The sequence below is a fragment of the Acetobacter garciniae genome, assembly GCF_017377735.1.
Taxonomy (GTDB): Bacteria; Pseudomonadota; Alphaproteobacteria; order Acetobacterales; family Acetobacteraceae; genus Acetobacter; species Acetobacter garciniae.
In genome coordinates, this window is the sequence record NZ_JAFVMH010000001.1 from 252,512 (window position 1) to 275,257 (window position 22,746).

A 22,746-nucleotide genomic window follows, 5' to 3' on the forward strand; every position below is an offset into this window, starting at 1 on the left:
CGATGCTCGGGAAACCAGCCTTACGCCCGGCCCCCGTTGCCGGGCTGGATTGCAGCCCGGGGTCCACCCCAAATTGCGCCCGGGATTCCGCAAGGGCCCTGCTTCAGGCCCGTAACCAGGTCCTGGCCTTGATGAGGGGCCAGGCCGTGTCCTAGCGTTTTTTCTCACCGACCCTGGGTTCCGTGCCGCTGAGGATACGGCCGATGTTTTCATGGTGGCGGGCCAGCACCAGCAGGCTGATCAGCACTGTGGCCAGCGGCTTGGGCGATGTCTGGAAGGAAAAGCCATACAGCGCCAGGATGACGACAGGCATTGCGATAAAGGCCGACAGCGCTCCGGCGGATGAAATACGCGTCAGCCGCGCAACCCCAAGCCAGACGGCGCAGCCCGCAAGCCCGGTCAGGGGCGAGAGGGCAAGCATGACCCCAAGCCCGGTGGCAACGCCCTTCCCACCCCGAAAGCCCAGGAAGATCGGGTAGCAATGGCCGATCACGGCGGCAATGGCGGCAACCGTGCTCGTATAGTCAGAAAAATCGGGCGGGGTCATGATCCAGGCCGTGACCACGGCCAGCATGCCCTTGGCGGCATCCAGGGCCAGGGTGGCGGCTGCCAGATCCTTGCGGCCGGTGCGCAGCACGTTGGTCGCACCGATATTGCCCGAACCGATCTTGCGCAGATCACCTGCCCCCGCAAGGTTGGTCAGCAGCAGGCCGAAGGGCACGCTGCCCAGCACGTAACCCAGGAAGGCCATGGCCGCGATCAGCCACAGGGCGTAGGTGGGCAGTGCGTCGGTCATGCGTTCCCCGCTTCGTAAACGCGGCGGCCCGCTTTCCAGGTGCCCAGCACGCGCCCTTCCAGCGGGCGGCGGTCGAAGGGTGTGTTCTGGGCCCGGCCGGGCAGTTCCCCGGCACGGACAAGCCAGCTTTGTTCGGGTGCGAACAGGCACAGATCGGCCGCCGCCCCCTGTGCGAGCGTGCCCGCCGCAGCCCCCAGCAGGGCCGCCGGGCGGTGCGTAAGCAGCCCGATGGCGCGCGACAGGTCCAGTGTTGCGTCATGCACGCGTGCCAGGGTCACGCCCAGCAGGGTGACCATGCCCGTGCCACCCGTTGCGGCCTGGGCGAAGGGCAGGCGCTTGTCATCCGCATCGCGCGGGAGATGGTCCGATGCAATGGCGTCTATCGTGCCGTCGGCCAGGGCGGCGCAGACGGCCAGGCGGTCGTCCTCGCTGCGCAGGGGGGGCGAGAACTTGGCATAGGTCCTGAAATCGCCAATGGCGTTTTCGTTCAGGTCGAAATAGGGCGGCGCCGTATCGCAGGTCACACGCAGGCCCCGCGCCTTGGCCTGGCGGATCAGTTCGATCCCTTCGGCAGTGGAAACATGGGCGAAATGCAGCCGCCCGCCCGTCAGCTCCGCCAGGCGGATATCCCGCGCGATCATGATGGCTTCAGCCGCGGTGGGTATGCCAGCAAGCCCCAGCCGCGTGGCCATCGCCCCGGATGTGGCGCAACCAGACCCTGCGAGCGAGGGTTCTTCGGGATGCTGGATGACCATGGCCCCAAAACCGCTGGCGTAGGACAGGGCGAGCCGCATCAGGCGCGCGGGGTCCACCGCGCGGTTGCCATCGGTAAAGGCCACGGCACCCGCTTCGTGCAGCATCCCGATCTCGGCCAGTTCCTTGCCTTCGCAGCCCTTGGTCAGCGCGCCATAGGGCAGGATGGTGACGGCACCTGTTTCTTCCCCGCGCACGCGCATCATGCGCACCAGGGCAGGGTTGTCTATGGCAGGCTTGCAGGTGGGCAGGGCGGCGAGCGTCGTAATTCCGCCGGCGGAAGCGGCACGCGCGGCCGACGCTATGGTTTCGCGGTATTCAAAGCCGGGTTCGCCAATTTCGACCCGCATGTCCACAAGGCCGGGGCACAGGACCGCGCCCCTGCCGTCCAGAACCTGTGCGCCTTCGGGAACGCCCTCTCCCCCCGGCTTGCCAATTCCTGCGATCACCCCGTCCTGGACCAGCAGGCTGCCGGGCTGGTCCAGCCCTGCCGACGGATCGAGCAGGCGGACATTGTCAAAAACCATGCTGTTCATGCGCTGTGCCTGCCGCGGGTCAGGCGGTCGAGCACGGCCATGCGAACGGCCACACCCATTTCCACCTGTTCCTGAATGACGCTTTGCGTGGAATCCGCAACGCTGCTTTCTATTTCCACACCCCGGTTCATGGGGCCGGGATGCATGACCAGCGCGTTCGGCCGGGCCAGTTCCAGCCGCCTGCGGTCCAGGCCGAAAAAGCGGAAATATTCGCGCGCGCTGGGTACCAGGCCCGATGACATGCGCTCACGCTGCAGGCGCAGCATCATCACCACGTCCACCCCGCGCAGCCCTTCTTCCATGCTGTGGAAAATCTCGGCCCCCAGCCTGCCCAGCGCACCGGGCACAAGCGTTGGCGGTCCTACCAGGCGCACGTTGCTGCCCATGGTGGTCAGCAGGTGGATATTGGACCGTGCGACGCGCGAATGCGCGACATCGCCACAAATGGCGACACTCAGCCCCCCCAGCGTGCCAAGGTGGCGGCGGATGGTCAGCGCGTCCAGCAAAGCCTGGGTGGGGTGTTCGTGCATGCCGTCACCCGCATTGACCACGCAGGCTTCCACCTTGCGGGCCAGCAGGGCCGGGGCCCCCGACTGCGAATGCCGCACCACCAGAAGGTCCGTGCGCATGGCGTTCAGCGTGGCCGCCGTGTCCAGCAGGGTTTCGCCCTTGTTCACCGATGACTGGGCGACGGACATGTTGATGACATCCGCCCCCAGCCGCTTGCCCGCCAGTTCGAAGGAGGTGCGCGTGCGCGTACTGTCTTCGAAGAACAGGTTGATCAGGGTGCGCCCGCGCAGCACGTCACGCGGGACCTTGCGCGAACGGTTGAGCAGGGCATAGCTCTCGGCCAGGTCCAGCAGGGGCTCGATCTGGTCCGGCGTCATGCCTTCCAGCCCGAGCAGGTGCCGGTTATGGCGTAAGAGGGCGCTAGCCATGCAGCACGGCTCCTATGCGGGCCAGTGTTTCATCCCGCCCCAGCGCGTGCAGGGTCGCATCGATCCCCGGCGATGAGTTGGAGCCGGTCACAGCCGCGCGCAGAGGCTGTGCGACCTGGCCCAGCTTGTGGCCACCGTTTTCGGCAAAGCGGCGCAGGGCGGCGTCGATCTGTTCGGGCGTGAAGGGGCTGACCACCGCCAGATCCCGTGCAAGCTCGCCCAGCAGCGCGCGGCCTTCGGGGGTGAGCAGCTTTTCCGCCTTGGGGGTCATGGGCAGGGGCACGTGCCGACCAAGGAAAGCGGCGTTTTCCGTCAGTTCGACCAGCGTGCGCGCGCGCTCCTTCAACCCGGGCATGAGGGCGAGCACGCGGGCACGGGTGGTTTCATCCACACTGACACCGTCCACGCTTTTCAGCCGTTCCATCACGTCATCGGTCAGGCGGGTATCGTCTGTCTGGCGCAGCCACACGGCGTTGACGTGTTCGAGCTTGGCATAGTCCATGCGCGATGCCGCGCGGCCCACGCCGTCGATGTCGAACAGTCTGATCTGCTCCTCGCGCGAGAGGATTTCGGCATCGCCATGCCCCCAGCCCAGGCGCAGCAGATAGTTGCACAGGGCTTCGGGCAGGTAGCCCTGGTCGCGGAATTCCACCACCGACTGCGCGCCGTGCCGCTTGGACAGTTTGGCGCCATCGGGGCCGTGGATCAGCGGCAGGTGGCCAAAGCGCGGCAGGTCCCAGCCCATGGCGCGATAGATCATGGCCTGGCGGAAGGTGTTGGTCAGGTGGTCGTCACCGCGGATGACGTGGGTAATGGCCATGTCATGGTCGTCCACCACCACGGCGTGCTGGTAGGTGGGTGTGCCGTCCGACCGCAGCAGGATCATGTCATCCAGTTCGGCATTGGCGACTCGTACCTCGCCCTGCACCAGGTCGTCGATCACGGTCTCGCCCTCACGCGGGGCCTTGATACGGATGGCATAGGGGGCACCTGCGGGGGCCTGCTGCGGGTCGCGGTCACGCCACATGCCGTTATAGCGGGGCGGCTTGCCGTTCTTTACGGCGTCCTCCCGCATCTGCTTGAGTTCCTCGGGCGTACAATAGCATTTGTACGCCAGCCCCTTTTCCAGCAGTTCAAGCGCGACCTCGCGGTGGCGGCCCTCCCGCGTGGACTGGAAGACAGGTTCCTCGTCCGGGGTAATGCCCATCCAGTCCAGGCCCTGAAAAATAACATCGACGGCCTGTTGGGTGGAACGTTCGCGATCGGTATCCTCGATACGCAGGAGGAACTTGCCGCCATGGTGACGGGCAAAGAGGAAATTGAACAGGGCTGCGCGGGCATTGCCAATATGCAGCAGGCCTGTCGGACTCGGGGCGAAACGCGTGCGGATGGTCATGGGGCGCATCCTTATCACGCGCGGCCGCGCGGAGCCATATGCGAGGGCTGATCCCAGCCACCGTAAAGGCTGCCGCCCGCATGCTGCCGGGTGCCCGAACGCGCACGGCCGGGCGCGCGGGAACGCGGCGGGGGACGCCTGGCGGAATGCTCCGGGCGGGCGGCAGGCCGGCGCGTATCGTGGCGGGCTGGCTCGTCCTTTTGCCGATCCTGCTGTCCTCCCTTCTGGCTGCCGAGCAGCGCCGCCTTGTACTATGGGTGCCGGTGGGCGTTGCCGCGGGGGCGTGGGGGTATTTCGCCCTGCCTGTCGAACCCGGGCTGGCGGGTGGGGTGCTGGGGCCGCTGGGCATGTCCTGTGGGGCGGTCATGGCCGCATTGTGGTTTCGCCATAGGCTGGGCGTGCGCGTTATCGCGGGTGGGTGCGTAAGCCTTGCGGCAGGCTTCCTGCTGGCGGCACAAACCACGCACCGCCAGCCGCCCATGCCCGAACTGCCCCGCCGGGCGGTGGAGATATCGGGCGTGGCAAGGGCCATTACCCATGCGGCTCCAGTTGTCGCGGGCAGCCCCGATATCCGCTGGCTGGAACTGGGTGCGCCGGTTTTTCATACCTACCTGACCGAAGACATGCAGCCTTTGCCCCGTACCCTGCGCCTGAGGCTGCGCGAGGGCGATACCACGCCCATCACGCCCGGTGCACGCTTGCGCGTGCGGGCCGTGCTGCGCCCCCCGCCTGACCCCGCCTTGCCCGGCGGGCGCGACCCGCAGTTCGAAGCCTGGTTTTCCGGCCTGGCGGGCAGTGGCATGCTGCTTGCTCCCGTAAAGATCGAGGCCACCCAGGAAACCGGTTCCGAGGCGGAGGCCGCCGGTGGCATCCCGTCGCCCGGGCTCGCCCCCTGGACCTTCGCCGCCCGCTGGAGCACATGGCTGGAAGGGCTGCGTACCCGCATGGATACCCGCATCCGTGCCGTGCTGCCCGGTGATAGCGGGGCTGTGGCCTCGACCCTTCTGGACGGCAAAAGCGAGAGCATCGCCCCCGCCGTGCGGGAGGATTTTGCGGCCTCGGGGCTTGCCCATCTGCTGGCGGTGGCGGGGCTGCATCTGGGGCTCGTCATGGCTGTGGTCATGGGGGTGTGCCGTTTTTTGCTGGCGGCGTGGGAATTCGCGGCCCTGCGCTGGCCCACCAAGGCGCTTTCGGCCCTGGTGGCATGGCTTGCGGGAGGGGTTTACGTGCTGCTGACCGGCGCGCACCTGCCCGCCCAGCGCGGATGGCTGATGGCGGGCGTGGTGGTGCTGGGCCTGGCCACGCAGCGGCGGCCCGTTTCCATGCGCGGCCTGGCGCTGGCGGGGTTTGCGCTGGAAGCCGTCCAGCCGCAGGTGGTGACGGGCGTTGTCTTTCAGATGTCCATGGCCGCCGTCATGGCGCTTATCGCGGGGTACGAATCCCTCCAGCCCCGGCTTGCCCCATGGCTGGGCAGGGTTACGGGTGTGTGGGGCTGGCTGCTCGGCCATGTCAGCGGGTTGGCGTTGGTCAGCCTGCTGGCGGGGTGTGCGACCTTGCCGGTCGTCATGGCGCATTTCGGGGTGGTTGAGCCGTATTTCGTGCTGGCCAATCTGGTGGCGGTCCCCCTCATGGCGGTGTGGATCATGCCGCTGGGCCTGCTGGCGGTCTGCTGCATGCCTGTGCATGCCGATGCATGGTGCCTGCGCCTGATGGGGCTTGGCCTACGCTGCGTGTTGTGGATGGCCCATACGGTGGCCCACTGGCCGGGCGCGAAGCTGGCGGTTCCGCTTATGCCGGGCTGGGGGCTTGCGATCGCATTGCTGGGGTTATGCTGGCTCTGCCTGTGGCGGCGGGGCTGGCGGTGGCTGGGTTGCGTGGGGCTGGTTCTGGGCATGTTGTCCCCCTGGCTGGCACCCCGCCCGGACCTGCTTGTCAGCCCCGACGGCGACATGCTGGGCATACGCGGGCCGGATGCCGTTCTTGTCATGGGCCAGTCGCGTGACGGAGGCGCGGTGGAAAAGGCATGGGCCCAGGCCCTCGGCCTGCCCGTCCGCACGGTATCCCCACAGACCGCCTTCCAGACCCCCGACGGCGCGCTCACCTGCGGGGAAGACGGGGTGCCCGGTATCTGCCTGCTGATCCGTCATGGGCATGAGATCGTGCTGGTGCTGCATCCACCCCCGCCCAGCGAAGGGACAGGGGCGCAGGCGGATGAAATGGCACCCGGCAATACCGAGGGCGGAAATGCGGGGAACACAGGCGCGGATGGCGGCCCGCTGGCCGCTCTCTGCGCGGGGGCGGACGGGGTTGTCAGCACCGCGCGGTTCGGCCTGATCTGCCCCACCGCGCCCCTGCGGCTGGACCGCACGGCCACATGGTGGCAGGGCGCGCAGGCGGTGTTCCTGTCCGGCCAGGTGCGCGTGCTGGCGGCTCGGCCCTATGGCGCAAGCCGCCCGTGGATGCTTCGGCCCGGCGGACACGCTACCCCCCTGCTGCCACTCGCCCAGGCGGAATAGCCTCTTCACACCCGGCTTATGTCACGCGCCGGGTAAGCCCGTGGCGGGGGCTTTCAGTCGGCCACGCTTTCGAATGCGGCCATCACCCGGCTGGAATAGACAAGGGCGGCCCCCGCGTTCAGGGCCACGGCAACGCCCAGCGCTTCGGCAATTTCTTCCTTGCTGGCGCCGACCTTCTTGGCGGCTGCGGAATGCACGGCAATGCAGCCGTCGCAGCGGGTGGTGACGGCAACCGCCAGGGCGATCAGTTCGCGCGTCTTGGCGTCCAGGTGCTTGGTTTCGGGCAACGGGGTTTCCAGAGTCTGGAGTCCGCTCAGCGTGTTGGGGGTCAGCTTTGCCAGCGTCTTCACGTTCTTTTGCATATCGGCGCGGTAGGCGTTCCAATCGGTCATGATCTGAGCTTTCAAAGCGGTTTGCGGGTAGAATAAGTGCAGCAGAGGCGCTTCTTCCTGTCACGACACGGTTAGGAGAGGTCAGGACGCTTGCGAAAGGCGCTCTCCTGCCGGTATCGGGCAAGTTATGATACAGACAGACATGAGCGCGCCTGCCGCCAGCACACGGCAGGGGCCATTGGCGGTTTACCGGCAGCGTGTGGCGGCGGGTGAACTCAATAGCGATCCGGACCAGGCCCGTGTGATCGAACGGCTCGACCAGTTGTGGCGCGAACTTGCCACCATGCCGGACCAGCCCCCCCCACCCCCGGCGGAAACCGGGGCACGCGGCCTGTTCTCGGGGCTGGTCAACCGGCTGCGCCCGCAGGCGGCAACGTCCCAGCCCGCCCGCCCACGCGGGCTGTATATCGTCGGCCGGGTGGGGCGCGGCAAGACCATGGTCATGGACCTGTTCTATGCCTGCGCGCCGGTGCGCCAGAAGGAACGCCTGCATTTCCTGCGCTTCATGCAGGACGTGCACCAGAGGCTGTTCGAACTCAAGCGCGACAACCCCAACATGGCCGACCCCATCCCGCCGCTGGCCAAAAGCATTGCCTCCCGCGCGCGGCTCCTGTGCTTTGACGAATTCCAGGTGAACGACATTGCCGACGCGATGATCCTGGGCCGCCTGTTCGAAGCCCTGTTCGCCTGCGGGGTGGTCATTGTCGCCACATCCAACACCGAGCCGTCACAACTGTTCCAGAACCGCCCCGGGGCGGATGCGTTCAAGCCGTTCATCGCCATCATCCGGCGCGAGCTTGATACGATCGAACTGGATTCGCCGCGCGATTACCGCCGTGGGCGCGAGCAGGACCAGGAAACCTGGGTGGTCCCGGCGGATTCCCGTGCGCACCAGCAACTCCAGCGCGTGTTCCAGCGTTATGCGGCCGGGCAGAAGATCGCGCCGGTCACGCTGCAATACAGCGGGCGCAGCTTCGAGATCGAACAGGCGGCGGGGCCCGTGTGCCAGTTCGATTTCAACTCTTTGTGTGGCAAGCCACTTGGACCGAACGATTATCTCGCCCTCGCCAGGCGCTTTCCGGTTGTCGTGATCGAGAACATTCCCTGCATGGGCCAGGACGATGCCAATCTGGCCCGGCGCTTCATTACCCTGATCGATGCCTTGTACGACAACGGAAATCTGCTGTTTGCGTCAGCGGAAGCCCCGCCCGACAAGCTGTTTACGCAGGGCGAAGGTTCCGATGCATTCGCCCGTACCGCATCACGTCTGGCGGAAATGGGAAGCGAAAGCTGGCTCGAACATGGCGCCCAGGCAGCCCAGGCAGCCCATAGCCTCTCTAGAGCGTGACAGAAGCCGATCTTGTTCCCGCGACAGGGCGGGTCTAGCTCTTTGGAACACAGCGGCCGGGCCAGCAGGGTCCGGCGCAGGATTTCAAGGGCGCTCGGGGTTCCGGCCCGGAGCGGGAGTAAAGATGGTCTGCCTTACCTTGGCGTGTGACAAACTATCTGGTCAGCAGCGCGGACAGGATCCGCAGCAAAGAGGAATGTAAGATGGCGGTCACGGACATGCTGGCAACCGCATTGAACGGTGCCAATATCGCTTACCTTGCGGATCTGTACGCCCAGTGGGTCAAGGACCCCGCCAGCGTTGATCCGTCGTTCGATATTCTCTTCAGTTCGCTGGGGGATGACGAAGCCGCCGTGCTGCAGGACGCGATCGGTGCATCCTGGGCGCCCCGGGCGTCCATCATCACGGGGGACGAACCCGCACCCGCACCCAAGGGTGCTGCCGTGGGCGGGCTTTCCGCGCAGGACAGCCTGGCCGTCGCGCGCCTGATCCGCGCCTATCGCGAATACGGCAGCTTTGAAGCGAGCCTGGACCCGCTGGGCCTGAAAGTTCCCGCCAAGCACGAGGAACTGGACCCCGCCAGCTACGGTTTTGGCGAAAAGGACCTGGACCGCGAAGTGTTCATGGGCTCGCTGATGGAGCCTTTGCTGTCGGGCAAGACGACGGCGAAGGTCAAGGACATCATCGCGGCGCTGCGCGGCGTGTATTGCGGCACGATCGGTGCGGAATACATGCAGGCCCCTACGCATGAACAGCGCGAATGGTTCCGCCAGCGGCTCGAGGGCGATAACTGGCAGGCCAATGTCTCGGTCGCGGAACGCAAGAGCATTCTCAAGAACCTGACGGAAGCCGAAGGGTTCGAAGCCTTCTGCCAGAAGCGCTATGTGGGCGCGAAGCGCTTTGGTCTTGAAGGCGGCGAAATTTCCATTCCCTCGCTGCATGCCATCATCGACCAGGCCGCCAGCCAGGGCGTGACCTCGGTTGCCATCGGCATGGCCCATCGCGGCCGCCTGAACACGCTCGTCAACGTCGTGCGCAAGCCCTATGTGGCGATTTTCAACGAATTCGCGGGCGGCTCCTTCAAGCCTGACAATGTCGATGGTTCGGGCGACGTCAAATACCATCTGGGTTCCTCGACCGATGTGGAAGTGGGCGGCAAGCCGGTCCATATCTCGCTCCAGCCCAACCCCTCGCATCTCGAGGCGGTGGATACGGTCGTGTGCGGCAAGGTGCGCGCCATCCAGGATGATTCGGGCGATACCGAAGGCCGTCACAATTCCATGGCCATCGTCATTCATGGTGACGCCGCCTTCGCAGGCCAGGGAATCGTGTATGAAACCTTCGCCATGTCGCAACTGCCCGGTTACCGGACGGGTGGCAGCATCCATATCGTGGTGAACAACCAGGTCGGCTTCACCACCAACCCGGAATGCGGGCATTCGGGCCTGCGTGGCACCGATATTGCCAAGTCCATCAACGCGCCCGTCCTGCACGTGAATGGCGACGACGCCGAAGCCGTGATCTACGCATCGCGCCTGGTGGCGGATTATCGCCAGAAATTCGCTTCGGACATCGTGCTCGATATCGTCTGCTATCGTCGCCACGGCCATAACGAGACGGATGAGCCGGTCTTCACCCAGCCGGTGATGTACAAGGCCATTGCCAGCCACGAAACGCCGCATGCCCTGTATGCCAAGCGCATTGTCCAGGTCGGGGCCGCGACCGAAGCCGAAGTGCAGGCCCAGTGGGATGCGTTCCAGGAAAAGCTGGACGAAGACTACAAGGCCGCCCAGTCCTACAAGGTCAACAAGGCAGACTGGCTGGAAGGTGGCTGGAAGGGCATGACCGCCCCGGGCCACAAGTCCGAGAAGGCTTTCCCCGAAACCGGCGTGTCCGAGGACGTGCTGCGCAAGATCGGTGTCGCCATCACCACGGTTCCGGCGGACTTCAACCTGAACTCCAAGATCGCGCGTCAGCTCAAGGCCAAGGCCGCCATGTTCAGCTCGGGCGAAGGCTTCGACTGGGCCACGGGCGAGGCACTGGGCTTTGGCTCGCTGCTGGTCGAAGGCCACCGCGTGCGCCTGTCGGGTGAGGACTGCCAGCGCGGCACGTTCAGCCAGCGTCATGCGACCTGGACCGACCAGGTCAACCAGACGCAGTTCACGCCGCTGAATTCCATCGAAGGCAGCAAGGCGAAGATCGAGATCTGGAACTCGCTCCTGTCCGAATATGGCGTGCTGGGTTTCGAATACGGCTATTCGCTGCGCAACCCGCAGAACCTCGTCCTGTGGGAAGCCCAGTTCGGTGACTTCGCGAACTGCGCGCAGGTGATCATCGACCAGTTCGTCGCCTCGGGCGAAACCAAGTGGCTGCGCATGTCCGGCCTGGTCATGCTGCTGCCCCATGGCTACGAAGGGCAGGGGCCTGAACACTCCTCCGCCCGGCTTGAGCGGTATCTGCAACTCTGTGCTGAAGACAACATGTTTGTCTGCAACATCACCACGCCGGCCAACTACTTCCACGCCCTGCGCCGGCAGTTGAAGCTGGATTACCGCAAGCCGCTGATCCTGATGGAGCCGAAATCCCTGCTCCGTCACAAGCTTGCCGTTTCCGCCCTGGCGGATTTCGGTCCGGGCACGCGCTTTACGCCGGTCCTGCCCGAAATCGACACGCTGGACCCCGATGCCAAGATCCGTCGCGTCGTGCTGTGCTCGGGCAAGGTCTATTACGACCTACTGGCCGAACGCCGCGAAAAAGGGATCAAGGATGTCGCCATCCTGCGTCTGGAACAACTCTACCCCTTCCCCGAAGAGGCTCTCGCAGCGGAGCTGAAGCGCTATCCTGAAGCAGATATCATCTGGTGTCAGGAAGAAACGGAGAACGGGGGTGCCTGGTATTTTGTCGATCGGCGGATCGAGGGCGCTCTGCTCAAGGCCGGGCACAAGGCGGGGCGGCCCAGCTATATCGGGCGTGCGGCTGCCGCCAGCCCCGCGACCGGCCTTGCCAGCATTCATGCGGCCGAGCAGGCCGATCTGGTTGCACGGGCACTCGGGCTGAAAACCACGGCCTGAGACCGGGTCTGAAACACCGGCCCGTGCAAGGCTAAAGCGCGGGTCGGAGAATACGTCAATTCATGGGCCACCCGTGCCCAGCACGGGTGACAGGACTGGTGCGGCGCGAAAAAATGGCGCGCCGTGTCAGGGATTTCTGAAAAGAAATGGGGAACAGGATGTCAGTCGAGATCAAGGTGCCGACACTGGGTGAGAGCGTGACAACCGCGACAGTCGCCAAATGGCTGAAGCAGCCTGGTGAAGCGGTGAAGGAAGACGAACCGATTGTCGAACTTGAAACCGATAAGGTCAGTGTGGAAGTGTCCGCGCCGCAGGCCGGAGCACTCGGCCCGCAGGCCGCCAAGGAAGGTGACGAAGTGGAAGTGGGTGCGCTGCTGACCACGCTCGAACCCGGTGCCGCGGGCACCACAGCCCCCAAGGCTGCTGCTCCCGAGAAAAAGGCGGCTCCGGCACCCGCGCCAGCCCCCGCCCCCAAGGCGGCCCCCGCGGTCGATGCCGCGGCTGCTTTGCCTGCCGCCCGCAAGCTGATGGCCGAAAACGGCCTGAATGCCCAGCAGCTTGGCCAGGGCACGGGCCTTGGCGGCCGCGTGACCAAGGGCGACGTGCTGGGCTTTCTGGCGCAGCCGCAGGCCACGGCCCCCGCAGCAGCACCCAAGCCGCCGCGCAATGACGACCCGCGCGAAGAACGCGTGAAAATGACGCGCCTGCGCCGCACCATCGCCCGCCGCCTGAAGGAAGCGCAGAACACGGCGGCCATGCTGACGACGTTCAACGAGATCGACATGTCGGGCGCGATGGCGCTGCGTGCCGAATATCAGGAAAGCTTCGTGAAGAAGCATGGCGTGAAGCTGGGCTTCATGTCCATTTTCTCGCGCGCTGTCATTGCGGCCCTCAAGGAATTCCCCGCCATCAATGCCGAAATCGATGGGGAAGACGTGATCTATCGCGACTTCGTCAATCTTGGCATTGCGGTCGGTGGCCCCAACGGGCTGGTTGTTCCCGTCATCCGTGACGCGGACAAGATGGGTTACGCCCAGATCGAGAAAACCATTGCGGGGTTCGGCAAGGCCGCGCGTGAAGGCACGCTCAAGCTTGATGAACTTTCGGGTGGCACCTTCTCCATCACCAATGGCGGGATCTACGGCTCCCTGCTGTCCACCCCGATCCTGAATGCGCCGCAGTCCGGTATCCTGGGCATGCACTCCATCCAGGAACGCCCGGTGGCGGTGAACGGGCAGGTTGTCATCCGCCCGATGATGTATGTGGCCCTTTCCTATGACCATCGTATTGTGGATGGCAAGGAAGCTGTCAGCTTCCTGGTAAGGCTGAAGCAGAATGTGGAAGACCCGCGCCGCCTGCTGATTGTGGTCTGAGGCCGGCCCGGCCGGGTGGCGCACCAGACGCGCGCCCGGCCTGTTCCTTTCTGCCCCCAAACGTGAGCGAGACAAGATCCATGCCGACTGAAATCAAAGTACCCACCCTTGGCGAAAGTGTTACCACTGCCACGGTGGGGAAGTGGCTCAAGCAGCCGGGTGACGCCGTCAAGGAAGACGAACCGATTGTAGAACTCGAGACCGACAAGGTCAGTGTCGAGGTTCCCGCCCCTGCCTCCGGTCGGCTGGTCAGCCACGCCGTGAAGGAAGGCGACGAGGTTGAAGTGGGTGCCGTGCTGGCAACGCTCGAAGCGGGTGCCGCAGGTGCTGCGCCGGCAGCCCCCGCCCCCAAGGCCGAAGCGCCCAAGGCCGCTGCCCCCGCACCGGCTGCCGCAACACCGGCCCCTGCCGAAACCGATTACGACGTGGTCGTGATCGGGGCCGGGCCGGGCGGGTATGTGTGCGCCATTCGCGCAGCGCAGCTTGGTTTCAAGGTGGCCTGCGTCGAACAGCGCGCGACGCTGGGCGGCACGTGCCTGAATGTCGGGTGCATTCCGTCCAAGGCGCTGTTGCAGTCTTCCGAAAACTATCACGCGGCGGGGCATGATTTCGCGACCCATGGCGTGGTGATCGACAGCGTGAAGCTCGACCTGGCCCGCATGCAGGCCCGCAAGGCGGAAATTGTCGGCGCCAACGTGAAGGGTGTCGAATTCCTGTTCAAGAAAAACGGCATTACCTGGCTGAAAGGCCACGGCAAGGTCGAAGGCACGGGCCGCCTGAGCGTGGACGGCAAGCCGGTGACCGCCAAGCACATCATCATCGCCAGCGGCAGCGACAGTGCGAACCTGCCGGGGATCGAGGTGGATGAGAAGGTTATCGTCACCTCCACGGGTGCGCTGGAACTGTCCGAAGTGCCCAAGCGCATGGTGGTGATCGGCGGCGGCGTGATCGGGCTTGAGCTTGGCAGTGTCTGGAGCCGCCTGGGTGCGGATGTGACGGTTGTGGAATTCCTCGACCGTCTGGTGCCCGGCACGGATAACGAGATCGCCACCCAGTTCCAGAAGCTGCTGGTCAAGCAGGGCTTCAAGATGAAGCTGGGCCACAAGGTGACAAAGGCCGAAAAAACCAAGAAAGGTGTGGTGCTGAGCATCGAACCTTCCGCCGGTGGCACGGTTGAAACGCTTGAAGCCGATGTGGTTCTGGTGGCCGTGGGCCGGACCGCGGCCAGCAAGAACATGGGGCTGGAAGAAGCCGGCATTGCGCTGGACAAGCGTGGCCGTGTGGAAGTGGATGCCCATTTCGCCACCAGTGTTCCGGGCATTTACGCCATTGGCGACGTGATCGCGGGCCCCATGCTCGCCCACAAAGCCGAGGAAGAAGGCGTGGCCCTGGCCGAAATTCTGGCCGGGCAGGCGGGGCATGTGAATTACGACGCCATTCCCGGCGTGATCTACACCTGGCCTGAAGTGGCGTCCGTCGGCTTTACGGAAGAGCAGCTCAAGGAAAAATCCGTGGCCTACAAGGTCGGGAAGTTTCCGTTCCTGGCCAATGGCCGCGCCCGCGCCCTGGGCATGACGGACGGCTTTGTCAAAGTGCTGGCTGACAAGCAGACCGATCGCGTTCTGGGTGTGCACATCATCGGCCCGGCGGCGGGTGAGCTGATTGCCGAGGCAACCATGGCGATCGAATTCGGCGCGTCCGCCGAAGATATCGGCCGTGTCTGCCACGCGCATCCGACACTGAGCGAAGCCGTGAAGGAAGCTGCCCTGGCTGCCGATAATCGTGCATTGAATATGTGATTGTTTTTCTCCTGTTAGAAGAAATGGCGTAGTCTCTGCTGACTGGATTGCGGGAGAGACTACGGCATGAATACGCTGAAATGTCTGGCGGTTGGCGGCCTGCTGGCCGTGCAGGCCATGCCGGCGGTAGCACAGACCGCGACCGCGCCCGCCCTTTCAAGCCCCGCCCCGGCAAACGGGGTGGCCAGCCGCCCCAAAACCGATTCCGGGCAGCCCCCGCCTGCGTTTTTCCCCGATGGGGATGTGGGGGCAGGCTGGTCGGCGCCGGTGGGCGGGGCGGCATCTGCTCCGGCGGCTTTGTCACATCCGACCTCGCCAGCCAGCCCTTCCACGTTACCGCTGACACCCCGGCCGGTTCCGCCTTCGGTGCCCTTGCCACCGCTGCCGTCCCCTTCTCGCCCGGTCATACCGGCTTCGGGTTCGGAGGTCGCGCATGCCGCATTGCCTTCCCCTACGCTGACAGCCACGCCACAGCCGGGGCTGGCCACTCCGCCCGCAGCGTCATTGGCGCAGGCATCCGCACAGGCATCCACGTCGGCGCAGGCTCAGCCGGAGTCCCGGTTTGGGCTGCCGTCTCCGTCCGCCTATGCGGCTCAGTCCCCGGCTCCGGTGTCGCAGCCCGTATATGGCGCGGTTCAGGCTCCCTCAGCGTCCCGTTCGGTTCAGGCTCAGCCTTTGCCGCCGCTGCCGCCGGTTCAGGCCCAGTCGGGTCAGACCCCACCAGCCCAGACCCCATCAGCCCAGACCCCGCCGCCCCAAGCCGCGCCGGGTCTGGATCAGTCGGCCCCGCTCCTGCCACCGCCGGCATCCGCGTTGCCACCTTCGGATGTGGCCGCCGGTTCTCCCGCGCCAGGGGCGGAGGTTCCTCTTCCCCCCATTCCCATGCTGGATGAGGGCCAGGCGTTCGAAGAAGCCATGCGGCTGCGTGCGGATTTTCACAGGGAAGTTCCCGTGGCGCTGCATCTGACGGCGGAGCAGCAGGCACAGTGGATCGCACTGGCGCGCCAGCAGGTCGAGCAGGCCGGTTACGTGATAGACCGGCCCCAGGTCATGATCGTGGTTGACCGCAACCCGGCCGTGCAGCGCCTGTGCCTGTTGCTGGTCATGCCCGGCCAGGCGGACTGGCAGGTCATTGGCGGCACGCGTGTTTCAACCGGCACGACGGGACGCAAATATTACTACATCACCCCGACCGGGATTTTCACCAACACGGCGGATCGGCTGGGCTATCGCGCTTTGGGTACCAAGAACGAGAACGGGATCAGGGGCATTGGTGCGAAGGGCATGCGCGTGTGGGATTTCGGGTGGCAATGGGCGGAAAAAGGCTGGCTGCCCAGCCGCGAAAAAGGGCAGATCCGGCTTGAAATGCACGCGACCGACCCCGATTTTCTGGAACGCCGTTTAGGCCGCACCGCATCCGAAGGGTGTATTCGCATTCCCGCAACGCTGAATGTCTTTCTGGACCGGCACGGCCTGCTGGATGTCGCCTACGAACAGAAGGCGGCGGTGGACCGGCGTTTTCGCGCCCTGCTGCGGCCTGACAGAACGCCCTCGCCCTTGGCGGGGCTGGCCGTGCTGGTGCTGGATACCGCCCCACCCCCTGCGGACGCCAGAAAAACGGCGGGCCTGCGGGATGAGGCAGCGCACAGGGCACCGGCCAACGGGTAAGGGAACGGTATCGGAAACCGCCCCTGCCCGGTGTGGCGGCCCGGGTCAGGCGTGAAAAATCACTTGCCGGTTCCGCGCTGCTGATTTTTGCACCAGCCACCAGCCACCAGCCACCAGCCACCAGCCACCAGCCACCAGCCACCAGCCACCAGCCACCAGCCACCAGCCACCAGCCACCAGCCACCAGCCACCAGCCACCAGCCCGCCGGATCGGCTCATGCATCGGGGTGGCAGGTGGTTCGAACCGTGCTGGCACGGCCCTGCCGGGCGGCTGGCGGTTTCCACAGCACCGATCCGCGAAAGTGGTGGGCCTCCAATATGAATCCCTCACAGCCGTGGCCTCCCTGCTGCCCCGTGGTCGTAACACCGCCTGGGGGCGGCATGACCTCGTGACGGAGCGTCCAGCGAATGGCGTAGAAAGATTTGCGGGTTTTGAAATTCAGCGTGGGTGCCGCGTTCTTGCGGGTTTGCGCTTGCGCCACCAGATCATGACGCCCGTAACCGTAAGCACGCAGACCGCAAGGCCTGATGTGCAGATGACGATTCGCCCGAAAAGCCCGGCAATTTCCCCGCTATGCCAGGGGAACTGCATCTGAAGAACCAGATTGCCGAGCCTGCCCTGGCCGGGAATCTCCGCTTCGGTGACTCGGCCTGTTTTCAGGTCCACGCTCAGCCGCGCACTGCCCAGGCCGGGTGGCGGGGCGCCGTTATGGCTGAAAAGATAGAACGTAGCGCTCGATCCGTCGGGGGCCAGCAGCACTGCGGCGGGTGGTTCCCGATCGCCATGGGTGCGGGTAAACGCCGCGGCTATGGCTTCGGCCTCATCAAGCGTGACGGCGCGTGGCGGTGGTGTGTCGGCCTGTACTGCCGCGATCGGTGGGGTTGTGGGCAGGACGGCCCGCACGACGGGATTGAAAATTTCATCACCCAAAGCCAGCGCCACACCGCTGATAGCCACACCCAGCAGGACGATCAGCAGCCACAGGGAGATGGCCCGATGCAGGTCGAAGGCGAGCCTGATCGATGACCGCCCCATGGCAATCTTCCAGCTTTTGCCCCACCGGCGCCAGAACCCTGCCGGGCGCAGAGGCGCAGGGCGGGGGGGCAGTGTCAGGATCAGCCCGACAACGCAGTCGACCGACCACAGGATCGCACTCAGCCCCATGATCCATGTGCCGGTCCTGCCCAGGTCGAGCGAATAATGAACCCGGTATAAAAACGGCATCAGGGCCCGGCGGTTGAGGCAGCAGCCTTCCGTCGCGCGCATTCCCTGGATTGTGCCATCGGACGGATCTAGGAAAATTTCGGTCTCGAGCGGGGCTGGCTGGCCGGGCCTGTCTTCGGTGGCGAAGGCCTCGATCGCGTGGCCGGGTGCGGGCCGGTAGAGCAGGGCGGTAATTTGTGCGGCCGGGCGTTGCGCGTTCAGGCGCGACACCACGTGGGAGAGTGCCAGATGCCCGTCAGGGTGGGCGGCCCTGAACAGATCGGGATTGAGTGCGGCGTCGATCTCGCCCTGGAAAGCGCACAGGCTTCCCGTCAGGCCAGCCGTGAACAGGATGGCGGCCAGGAGCAGGCCCGTATAGCGGTGCATCCGCACAAGGGTGGGGCGAATGGTTTTCAGGGTCAGGACAGCCATTCCCCACGGCTTGCCATGTCGGGCAAAAAGGGGCAATAGAAGCAACTAAGAATAAATCGCATATAAAAGACGTGCCTGCTCCCGCTTCGGGCACCCCGCACAGGCGGAGCCCAGGGGCGGCACAGCGCTGCTGGAGTACTCTGTCAGGGAAACTTCAGGCCGTGGTGTCCACCGATCGCCTTCTGGAAGCCTATCTTGCCAACCGCCCGCGTTTTGTCTCGCTTGCGGCCTCGATGGTCGGGTGCACCGCCCATGCGGAGGACATCGTCCAGGACGCCTTTATCCAGCTTGCCTCGGCCAGAAAGCAGGGCGTGGTCGTTTTCAGCCCGCTTGCCTACCTGACAACCATCGTTCGTCGCCTGGCATTCGATCATATGCGGGCGGCCCGCAGGCAGGTTCCCACCCCGATCGACCACGCCATGCTGGCGGTCAGCGGTGCAAGCACCCCCTGCCCGGAAACGCAACTGGCACACAGGCAGGAGCTGGACACTGTCGCACAGGCGCTGGCGGCATTGCCCCCCCGCACGCGCCGTGCTTTCGAGATGTACCGTATCGGCGGCTACACCTTGCACGAAATCGCCTGCGTTCTGGACGTATCCACCCCGCGTGTTCACAAGATGATCCAGATCGCGCTGGTCGCCTGTGCCGCTGCCCTGCCGGATGCGGAACCATGATGCATCAGCCCCCCTTGCGGGGAAACAGTCTGCGCCTGAACGTGCGGGTTAGCGGGAGTGCCCGTGCATGAGCACACAGAACCGCAAGGCCGATAGTGCGATGCTGGAGGCGGCCACCTGGAAAATCCGCCTGCACGAGAACCCGCATGACGCGGGCCTGGCAGCGGAATTCGAAGCCTGGCGCGGGCTGGATGCGCGTCATGATCGGGCCTGGCGCAAGATGGAGCAGGTCTGGGGCGCCACGGCCATGCTGGCGGATAATACGGCACCCCCCGATTACCCAGTCGGGCCGTTACCCGCGCCACCGCCCCACACGGTCGGGGGGCGGGCCCTGCGGCTTGCGGCCTGTGCGATCGTGCCCGTCCTGGCCTGTCTCCTGGCTTTTGCCCCGCCGGATTTTCTGCTGCGTTGGCAAGCCGATTACTACACGACAACGGGCGAGACCCGCACCATCGTCCTGGCCGACGGCTCATCCGTCGTTCTGGCGGCGCGATCGGCCATCGCGTTACGGTATTCCGCCAAAGAGCGTGGCGTGGCCCTTCTGGCGGGGGAAGCCTTTTTCAGGGTCGCGCATGACGGGGCACGCGGTTTTGCCGTCACGGCGGGGGGTGTCACCACCCGCGATATCGGCACGGCTTTCGATGTGCGCATGGCGGGGCCGCACGTGGCCGTTGCTGTTCGCGAAGGGGTTGTCAGTGTCTCCCGCACGGCTGCGGACATCCCCCGCCGCCTGAATGCCGGCCAGCAATGGACGCTGGACCGGCAGACAGGCCGGGTCGGCAGCAGCCAGGTCGATCCCGACAGCGTGGGGTCATGGCAGTCGGGCCATCTGGTGCTGGACGGGCTTACATTGTCCGAAGCGGTGGATGTGCTGGGGCGCTATTACCCTGGAACGGTCCTGACACACGGGCTGGGCCGGGACAGGACGCCGATCGGCGGTGTTTATGACCTTCACCGCCCGCTGGAGGCGCTGCAAGCGCTTTGCGCAGTGCATGGGGGGCGGCTTGTCTCGCTGCCCGCGGGCTTTGTCTTGGCTTTGCCGGGGCCTGCAAAACCCTGATCCATCTGCCCGGCCATGCGGCCGCGTGAAAAAAAATCACCCACCCCCGTTAAAAAACAGACGCCCCAACGGACATGGATATACGCGAATGCAATTCGTTTGCATCTTTTGATAACCGTTCGTCCGTGGGACCAAACCATGCTGTGTGTTTTTCCGCCCTCCCACCGCAAGGCTGTGCGGCATTCCCCGCGCGTTCTGCTTTGCGGATCTTCCCTGCTGCTGGCCGTTGCCTGCCCCCTTGCCACGCGTCAGGCAGTGGCGGCCAGCGGGATATCAGGTGGGGTATCGGGTGGGGCGGGGGCGTCGTCACAATCGGTGTATTTCAACATTCCGGCCCAGTCGCTGCCGCGCGCGCTTGCGGCATTTGGTGAACAGAGCGGCATGCAGATCGCCTTCGACAGTGCGACCGTGTCGGGCGTGACATCGGGGGCCGTTGCCGGGCGCATGACCGGTGAACAGGCCTTGTCCCAGCTATTGGGTGGAACGGGCATTGCCTACCAGAAAACCGGGGCCCGTTCGGTGGTGCTGACCCGGCCGAGTTCGGCCATCGCCCTGGCACCCGTGCGGGTGGAAGGCCAGGCGCGTTCGAAGAAGGATCTGGCGGATGAACAATGGGCGGAGCGGATTTCGGTTTTCGGCCTGTCGCGCCGCGCCGGGCTGGTGCCCAAGAATTCCAGCGCCGCCACCAAGACCGACACGCCGCTGATCGAGACGCCGGAATCCGTCTCGGTCGTGACCCGCGCGCAGCTTGATCAGCAGAATGCCCGCACCATAGCCGAGGCGCTGCGCTACAATGCCGGTGTTTCGGGCGATGTCGCGTCAGGCTATACGACCCGTTTCGATATGGTCGAAATTCGCGGTTTCCAGGGTGCCGCGGGGGCTGACGAATTTGTCGACAACCTGCGCCTGTTCAACGGCGCGTATTACGCAACCCAGCAGATCGATCCGTATCTGCTCGACCGGATCGATATTCTCAAGGGTCCGCCTTCCGTCCTGTATGGCCAGTCCAATCCGGGAGGTGCCATTGTGCTGACCACAAAGCAGCCGGTGGCAACGCCTGTTCATTCCGTCTCGGTCGAAGGGGGAACGTACGGCTATGTGCGCGGTACTGCCGATTTTGGCGGCCCCATCGACAGGGAGGGCAAGTGGCTCTACCGAATCGCGGCAACAGCCACGACGTCGGGCACGCAGGACCTGCATACCCGGAACGAGCGGGTGGGTGTTCTGCCCTCGCTGACATGGACGCCCAATGAGCGGCTGAGCATGACGCTTTCCGCCTTCTGGCAACGCGACCCGCGTGGTGGCAATTTCGATACCGCGCCGTTGCAGGGCACCATCCTGCCCAACCCGAACGGCCGGATTTCAACGCATTTCTACCCGGGCGATCCGAATTTCGAGACCTATAGCCGCACCCAGACGGCCGTCAATTACCATCTGGACTACCGGTTCGCCCCCAACTGGACGTTCCGTTCGCTGGCCCGCTACGCGAATGTGGGCGCATTTTTCCGGCAGGTGTCCTCGGGCGGCATGCTCGATGACGATAACCGCACGCTTGAGCGCGAGGCCTATGCATCGGAAGAGCATTTCGACACGGTGACGGTCGAGGAGCAGATCCTGGGCCATTTCCACACTGGGGCGGTGAAGCATGACGTCATCATCGGTGGCAACTGGCAGAACATCCGCGATTCGGCCAATCTTTACGCAGGCGATGCCCCGGCACTGGATGTGTTCTCACCCAGTTACGGGGTGGCGGTGGACGGGCTGTCCGAAATCACGGCCCAGGGCATTACCACGAACCAGGAAGGCATTTACGCCGAAGACCAGATGAGCTGGGGCAGGCTGCATGTTCAGGGCGGCGTGCGGCATGACTGGTCGCGCATCGACACGCGGGATGTGATGGATGATGGCAGCTTCAACCAGACGGACCAGGCCACGACGTGGCGCGGCGGCATACTTTATGCGTTCGACATGGGGCTTTCTCCCTATTTCCATTATGCCGAATCCTTCCAGCCAACCAATTCCCTGTCGTTCGACGGCACGCCCTTCCGGCCCACGCGGGGGCGGCAGTTCGAAGTCGGGCTGAAATACCAGCCGCATGGTTTCAACGGCTTTTTCACCCTGGCCCTGTACGATCTCAAGCAGACCCATGTGCTGACCACCGACCCCGAGCATCTGGACTTCAATATCCAGACCGGGGGCATTCGCTCACGCGGGGTGGAGGTGGAAGCCCATGTCGACCTGACCCGCAACCTCAATGTCATTGCGGCCTATACGTACCAGGACGTGGCCTACACAAGGGGAAGCGGCGACCTGACAGGGGAGCGCCCGACATCCGTTCCCAAGCAGACATTCTCCATCTGGGGGCATTATGACCTGCATAACGGCCCGTTGCGCGGGCTCGGCTTTGGCGCGGGTGTGCGCTACAACGGCAATACGCTGGTGGACAACACGCTGGAATATGTCACCCCCAGCTATACGCTGGTGGATGCACAGGCTCAGTACGCGCTCGATTCCATAGCACCACGGCTGAAGGGCATGCTCTTTCAGGTCACGGCCCAGAACCTGCTGAACAAGCGCTATTATCCCGGTTGCGCATCGGCGGATACGGGTTGCTATATCGGTGCCAACCGCAATGTCATCGGCAAGGTGACCTACACCTGGTAGGCTTCTGATCTTTTCGGAACGGGCACAAAAAAACCGCTCCATAAGGAGCGGTTTTTTTTTATCGTCTATCGGACCCGCGCGGGGGCAAAGGTGTGTGCCCTTAAAGCCCCTGCCGAACTATGCGTG

Annotated in this window: 16 protein-coding genes; 9 read left to right on the plus strand and 7 right to left on the minus strand. The window is 64.8% G+C overall.

Annotated features, from left to right (window positions below; genetic code table 11):
• Nucleotides 1-151 precede the first annotated feature (151 nt).
• The 4 genes from plsY to gltX are packed head-to-tail and all read right to left on the minus strand — an operon-like array spanning nucleotide 152 to nucleotide 4,419.
• Nucleotides 152-796: a glycerol-3-phosphate 1-O-acyltransferase PlsY gene (plsY, locus tag J2D77_RS01165; RefSeq protein WP_207844277.1), complete on the minus strand. Its 645-nt coding sequence runs from the start codon at nucleotides 794-796 to the stop codon at nucleotides 152-154.
• On the minus strand, nucleotides 793-2,085 hold the full coding sequence (locus tag J2D77_RS01170) for a dihydroorotase (RefSeq protein ID WP_207844279.1): 1,293 nt from the start codon (nucleotides 2,083-2,085) through the stop codon (nucleotides 793-795). The genes plsY and J2D77_RS01170 overlap by 4 nt, the downstream gene beginning before the upstream one ends.
• Nucleotides 2,082-3,023 carry an aspartate carbamoyltransferase catalytic subunit gene (locus J2D77_RS01175; protein WP_207844281.1) on the minus strand — a complete coding sequence of 314 codons (942 nt, stop codon included), beginning with the start codon at nucleotides 3,021-3,023 and terminating at the stop codon, nucleotides 2,082-2,084. The genes J2D77_RS01170 and J2D77_RS01175 overlap by 4 nt, the downstream gene beginning before the upstream one ends.
• Nucleotides 3,016-4,419, minus strand: coding sequence for a glutamate--tRNA ligase (gene gltX / locus J2D77_RS01180; protein ID WP_207844283.1), 1,404 nt, complete (start codon nucleotides 4,417-4,419; stop codon nucleotides 3,016-3,018). Before gltX ends, J2D77_RS01175 begins: the two co-directional genes overlap by 8 nt.
• Nucleotides 4,420-4,565: 146 nt before the next feature.
• Between gltX and J2D77_RS01185 the strand changes: the two genes are divergently transcribed.
• The gene (locus tag J2D77_RS01185; RefSeq protein WP_207844286.1) at nucleotides 4,566-6,935 is read left to right on the plus strand and encodes a ComEC/Rec2 family competence protein; all 2,370 of its coding nucleotides are present in this window, start codon (nucleotides 4,566-4,568) and stop codon (nucleotides 6,933-6,935) included.
• Nucleotides 6,936-6,988: 53 nt separating this feature from the next.
• Here J2D77_RS01185 and J2D77_RS01190 read toward each other — a convergent pair whose 3' ends face one another.
• Nucleotides 6,989-7,327 (minus strand): carboxymuconolactone decarboxylase family protein, encoded by a 339-nt coding sequence (locus J2D77_RS01190; RefSeq protein ID WP_207844288.1) that lies wholly within the window; start codon nucleotides 7,325-7,327, stop codon nucleotides 6,989-6,991.
• 127 nt (nucleotides 7,328-7,454) lie between these two features.
• Between J2D77_RS01190 and zapE the strand changes: the two genes are divergently transcribed.
• The 5 genes from zapE to J2D77_RS01215 all read left to right on the plus strand — a co-directional run bounded on the left by zapE (nucleotide 7,455) and on the right by J2D77_RS01215 (nucleotide 16,586).
• Entirely contained in the window at nucleotides 7,455-8,675 is a 1,221-nt protein-coding gene (gene zapE / locus J2D77_RS01195; RefSeq protein WP_207844290.1) for a cell division protein ZapE, read from the plus strand.
• A gap of 203 nt (nucleotides 8,676-8,878) precedes the next feature.
• Entirely contained in the window at nucleotides 8,879-11,746 is a 2,868-nt protein-coding gene (locus tag J2D77_RS01200) for a 2-oxoglutarate dehydrogenase E1 component (RefSeq protein WP_207844292.1), read from the plus strand.
• A 158-nt stretch (nucleotides 11,747-11,904) separates the two neighbouring features.
• Nucleotides 11,905-13,119 carry a 2-oxoglutarate dehydrogenase complex dihydrolipoyllysine-residue succinyltransferase gene (gene odhB, locus J2D77_RS01205; protein WP_207844294.1) on the plus strand — a complete coding sequence of 405 codons (1,215 nt, stop codon included), beginning with the start codon at nucleotides 11,905-11,907 and terminating at the stop codon, nucleotides 13,117-13,119.
• An 80-nt stretch (nucleotides 13,120-13,199) separates the two neighbouring features.
• On the plus strand, nucleotides 13,200-14,918 hold the full coding sequence (lpdA, locus tag J2D77_RS01210) for a dihydrolipoyl dehydrogenase (RefSeq protein ID WP_207844296.1): 1,719 nt from the start codon (nucleotides 13,200-13,202) through the stop codon (nucleotides 14,916-14,918).
• 675 nt (nucleotides 14,919-15,593) lie between these two features.
• The gene (locus J2D77_RS01215; RefSeq protein ID WP_230975452.1) at nucleotides 15,594-16,586 is read left to right on the plus strand and encodes a L,D-transpeptidase; all 993 of its coding nucleotides are present in this window, start codon (nucleotides 15,594-15,596) and stop codon (nucleotides 16,584-16,586) included.
• A gap of 45 nt (nucleotides 16,587-16,631) precedes the next feature.
• Here J2D77_RS01215 and J2D77_RS01220 read toward each other — a convergent pair whose 3' ends face one another.
• Complete coding sequence (locus tag J2D77_RS01220) at nucleotides 16,632-16,805, minus strand: hypothetical protein (protein ID WP_207844298.1); 174 nt, start codon at nucleotides 16,803-16,805, stop codon at nucleotides 16,632-16,634.
• 220 nt (nucleotides 16,806-17,025) lie between these two features.
• Nucleotides 17,026-18,222: a PepSY-associated TM helix domain-containing protein gene (locus J2D77_RS01225; protein WP_207844300.1), complete on the minus strand. Its 1,197-nt coding sequence runs from the start codon at nucleotides 18,220-18,222 to the stop codon at nucleotides 17,026-17,028.
• 161 nt (nucleotides 18,223-18,383) lie between these two features.
• On the opposite strand from J2D77_RS01225, the gene J2D77_RS01230 reads away from it, so the two are divergent.
• The 3 genes from J2D77_RS01230 to J2D77_RS01240 all read left to right on the plus strand — a co-directional run bounded on the left by J2D77_RS01230 (nucleotide 18,384) and on the right by J2D77_RS01240 (nucleotide 22,620).
• A complete protein-coding gene (locus J2D77_RS01230) occupies nucleotides 18,384-18,896 on the plus strand; it encodes a sigma-70 family RNA polymerase sigma factor (protein WP_207844302.1) in 513 nt (170 codons plus the stop codon).
• A gap of 67 nt (nucleotides 18,897-18,963) precedes the next feature.
• Nucleotides 18,964-19,956, plus strand: a complete 993-nt coding sequence (locus J2D77_RS01235; protein WP_207844304.1) for a FecR family protein — start codon at nucleotides 18,964-18,966, stop codon at nucleotides 19,954-19,956.
• Between the two features lie 138 nt (nucleotides 19,957-20,094).
• Nucleotides 20,095-22,620 carry a TonB-dependent siderophore receptor gene (locus J2D77_RS01240; protein ID WP_207844306.1) on the plus strand — a complete coding sequence of 842 codons (2,526 nt, stop codon included), beginning with the start codon at nucleotides 20,095-20,097 and terminating at the stop codon, nucleotides 22,618-22,620.
• Nucleotides 22,621-22,746: the final 126 nt, after the last annotated feature.

Excerpts from the sequence above, each read along its gene's own strand:
- lpdA (WP_207844296.1), top strand. The coding sequence starts at position 13,200 with ATGCCGACTGAAATCAAAGTACCCACCCTTGGCGAAAGTGTTACCACT.
- plsY (WP_207844277.1), bottom strand. The coding sequence starts at position 796 with ATGACCGACGCACTGCCCACCTACGCCCTGTGGCTGATCGCGGCCATG.
- J2D77_RS01235 (WP_207844304.1), top strand. The coding sequence starts at position 18,964 with ATGAGCACACAGAACCGCAAGGCCGATAGTGCGATGCTGGAGGCGGCC.
- J2D77_RS01175 (WP_207844281.1), bottom strand. The coding sequence starts at position 3,023 with ATGGCTAGCGCCCTCTTACGCCATAACCGGCACCTGCTCGGGCTGGAA.
- J2D77_RS01240 (WP_207844306.1), top strand. The coding sequence starts at position 20,095 with ATGCTGTGTGTTTTTCCGCCCTCCCACCGCAAGGCTGTGCGGCATTCC.
- J2D77_RS01220 (WP_207844298.1), bottom strand. The coding sequence starts at position 16,805 with ATGAGCCGATCCGGCGGGCTGGTGGCTGGTGGCTGGTGGCTGGTGGCT.
- J2D77_RS01170 (WP_207844279.1), bottom strand. The coding sequence starts at position 2,085 with ATGAACAGCATGGTTTTTGACAATGTCCGCCTGCTCGATCCGTCGGCA.
- J2D77_RS01200 (WP_207844292.1), top strand. The coding sequence starts at position 8,879 with ATGGCGGTCACGGACATGCTGGCAACCGCATTGAACGGTGCCAATATC.
- gltX (WP_207844283.1), bottom strand. The coding sequence starts at position 4,419 with ATGACCATCCGCACGCGTTTCGCCCCGAGTCCGACAGGCCTGCTGCAT.
- odhB (WP_207844294.1), top strand. The coding sequence starts at position 11,905 with ATGTCAGTCGAGATCAAGGTGCCGACACTGGGTGAGAGCGTGACAACC.
- J2D77_RS01225 (WP_207844300.1), bottom strand. The coding sequence starts at position 18,222 with ATGGCTGTCCTGACCCTGAAAACCATTCGCCCCACCCTTGTGCGGATG.
- J2D77_RS01190 (WP_207844288.1), bottom strand. The coding sequence starts at position 7,327 with ATGACCGATTGGAACGCCTACCGCGCCGATATGCAAAAGAACGTGAAG.
- J2D77_RS01185 (WP_207844286.1), top strand. The coding sequence starts at position 4,566 with ATGCTCCGGGCGGGCGGCAGGCCGGCGCGTATCGTGGCGGGCTGGCTC.
- zapE (WP_207844290.1), top strand. The coding sequence starts at position 7,455 with ATGATACAGACAGACATGAGCGCGCCTGCCGCCAGCACACGGCAGGGG.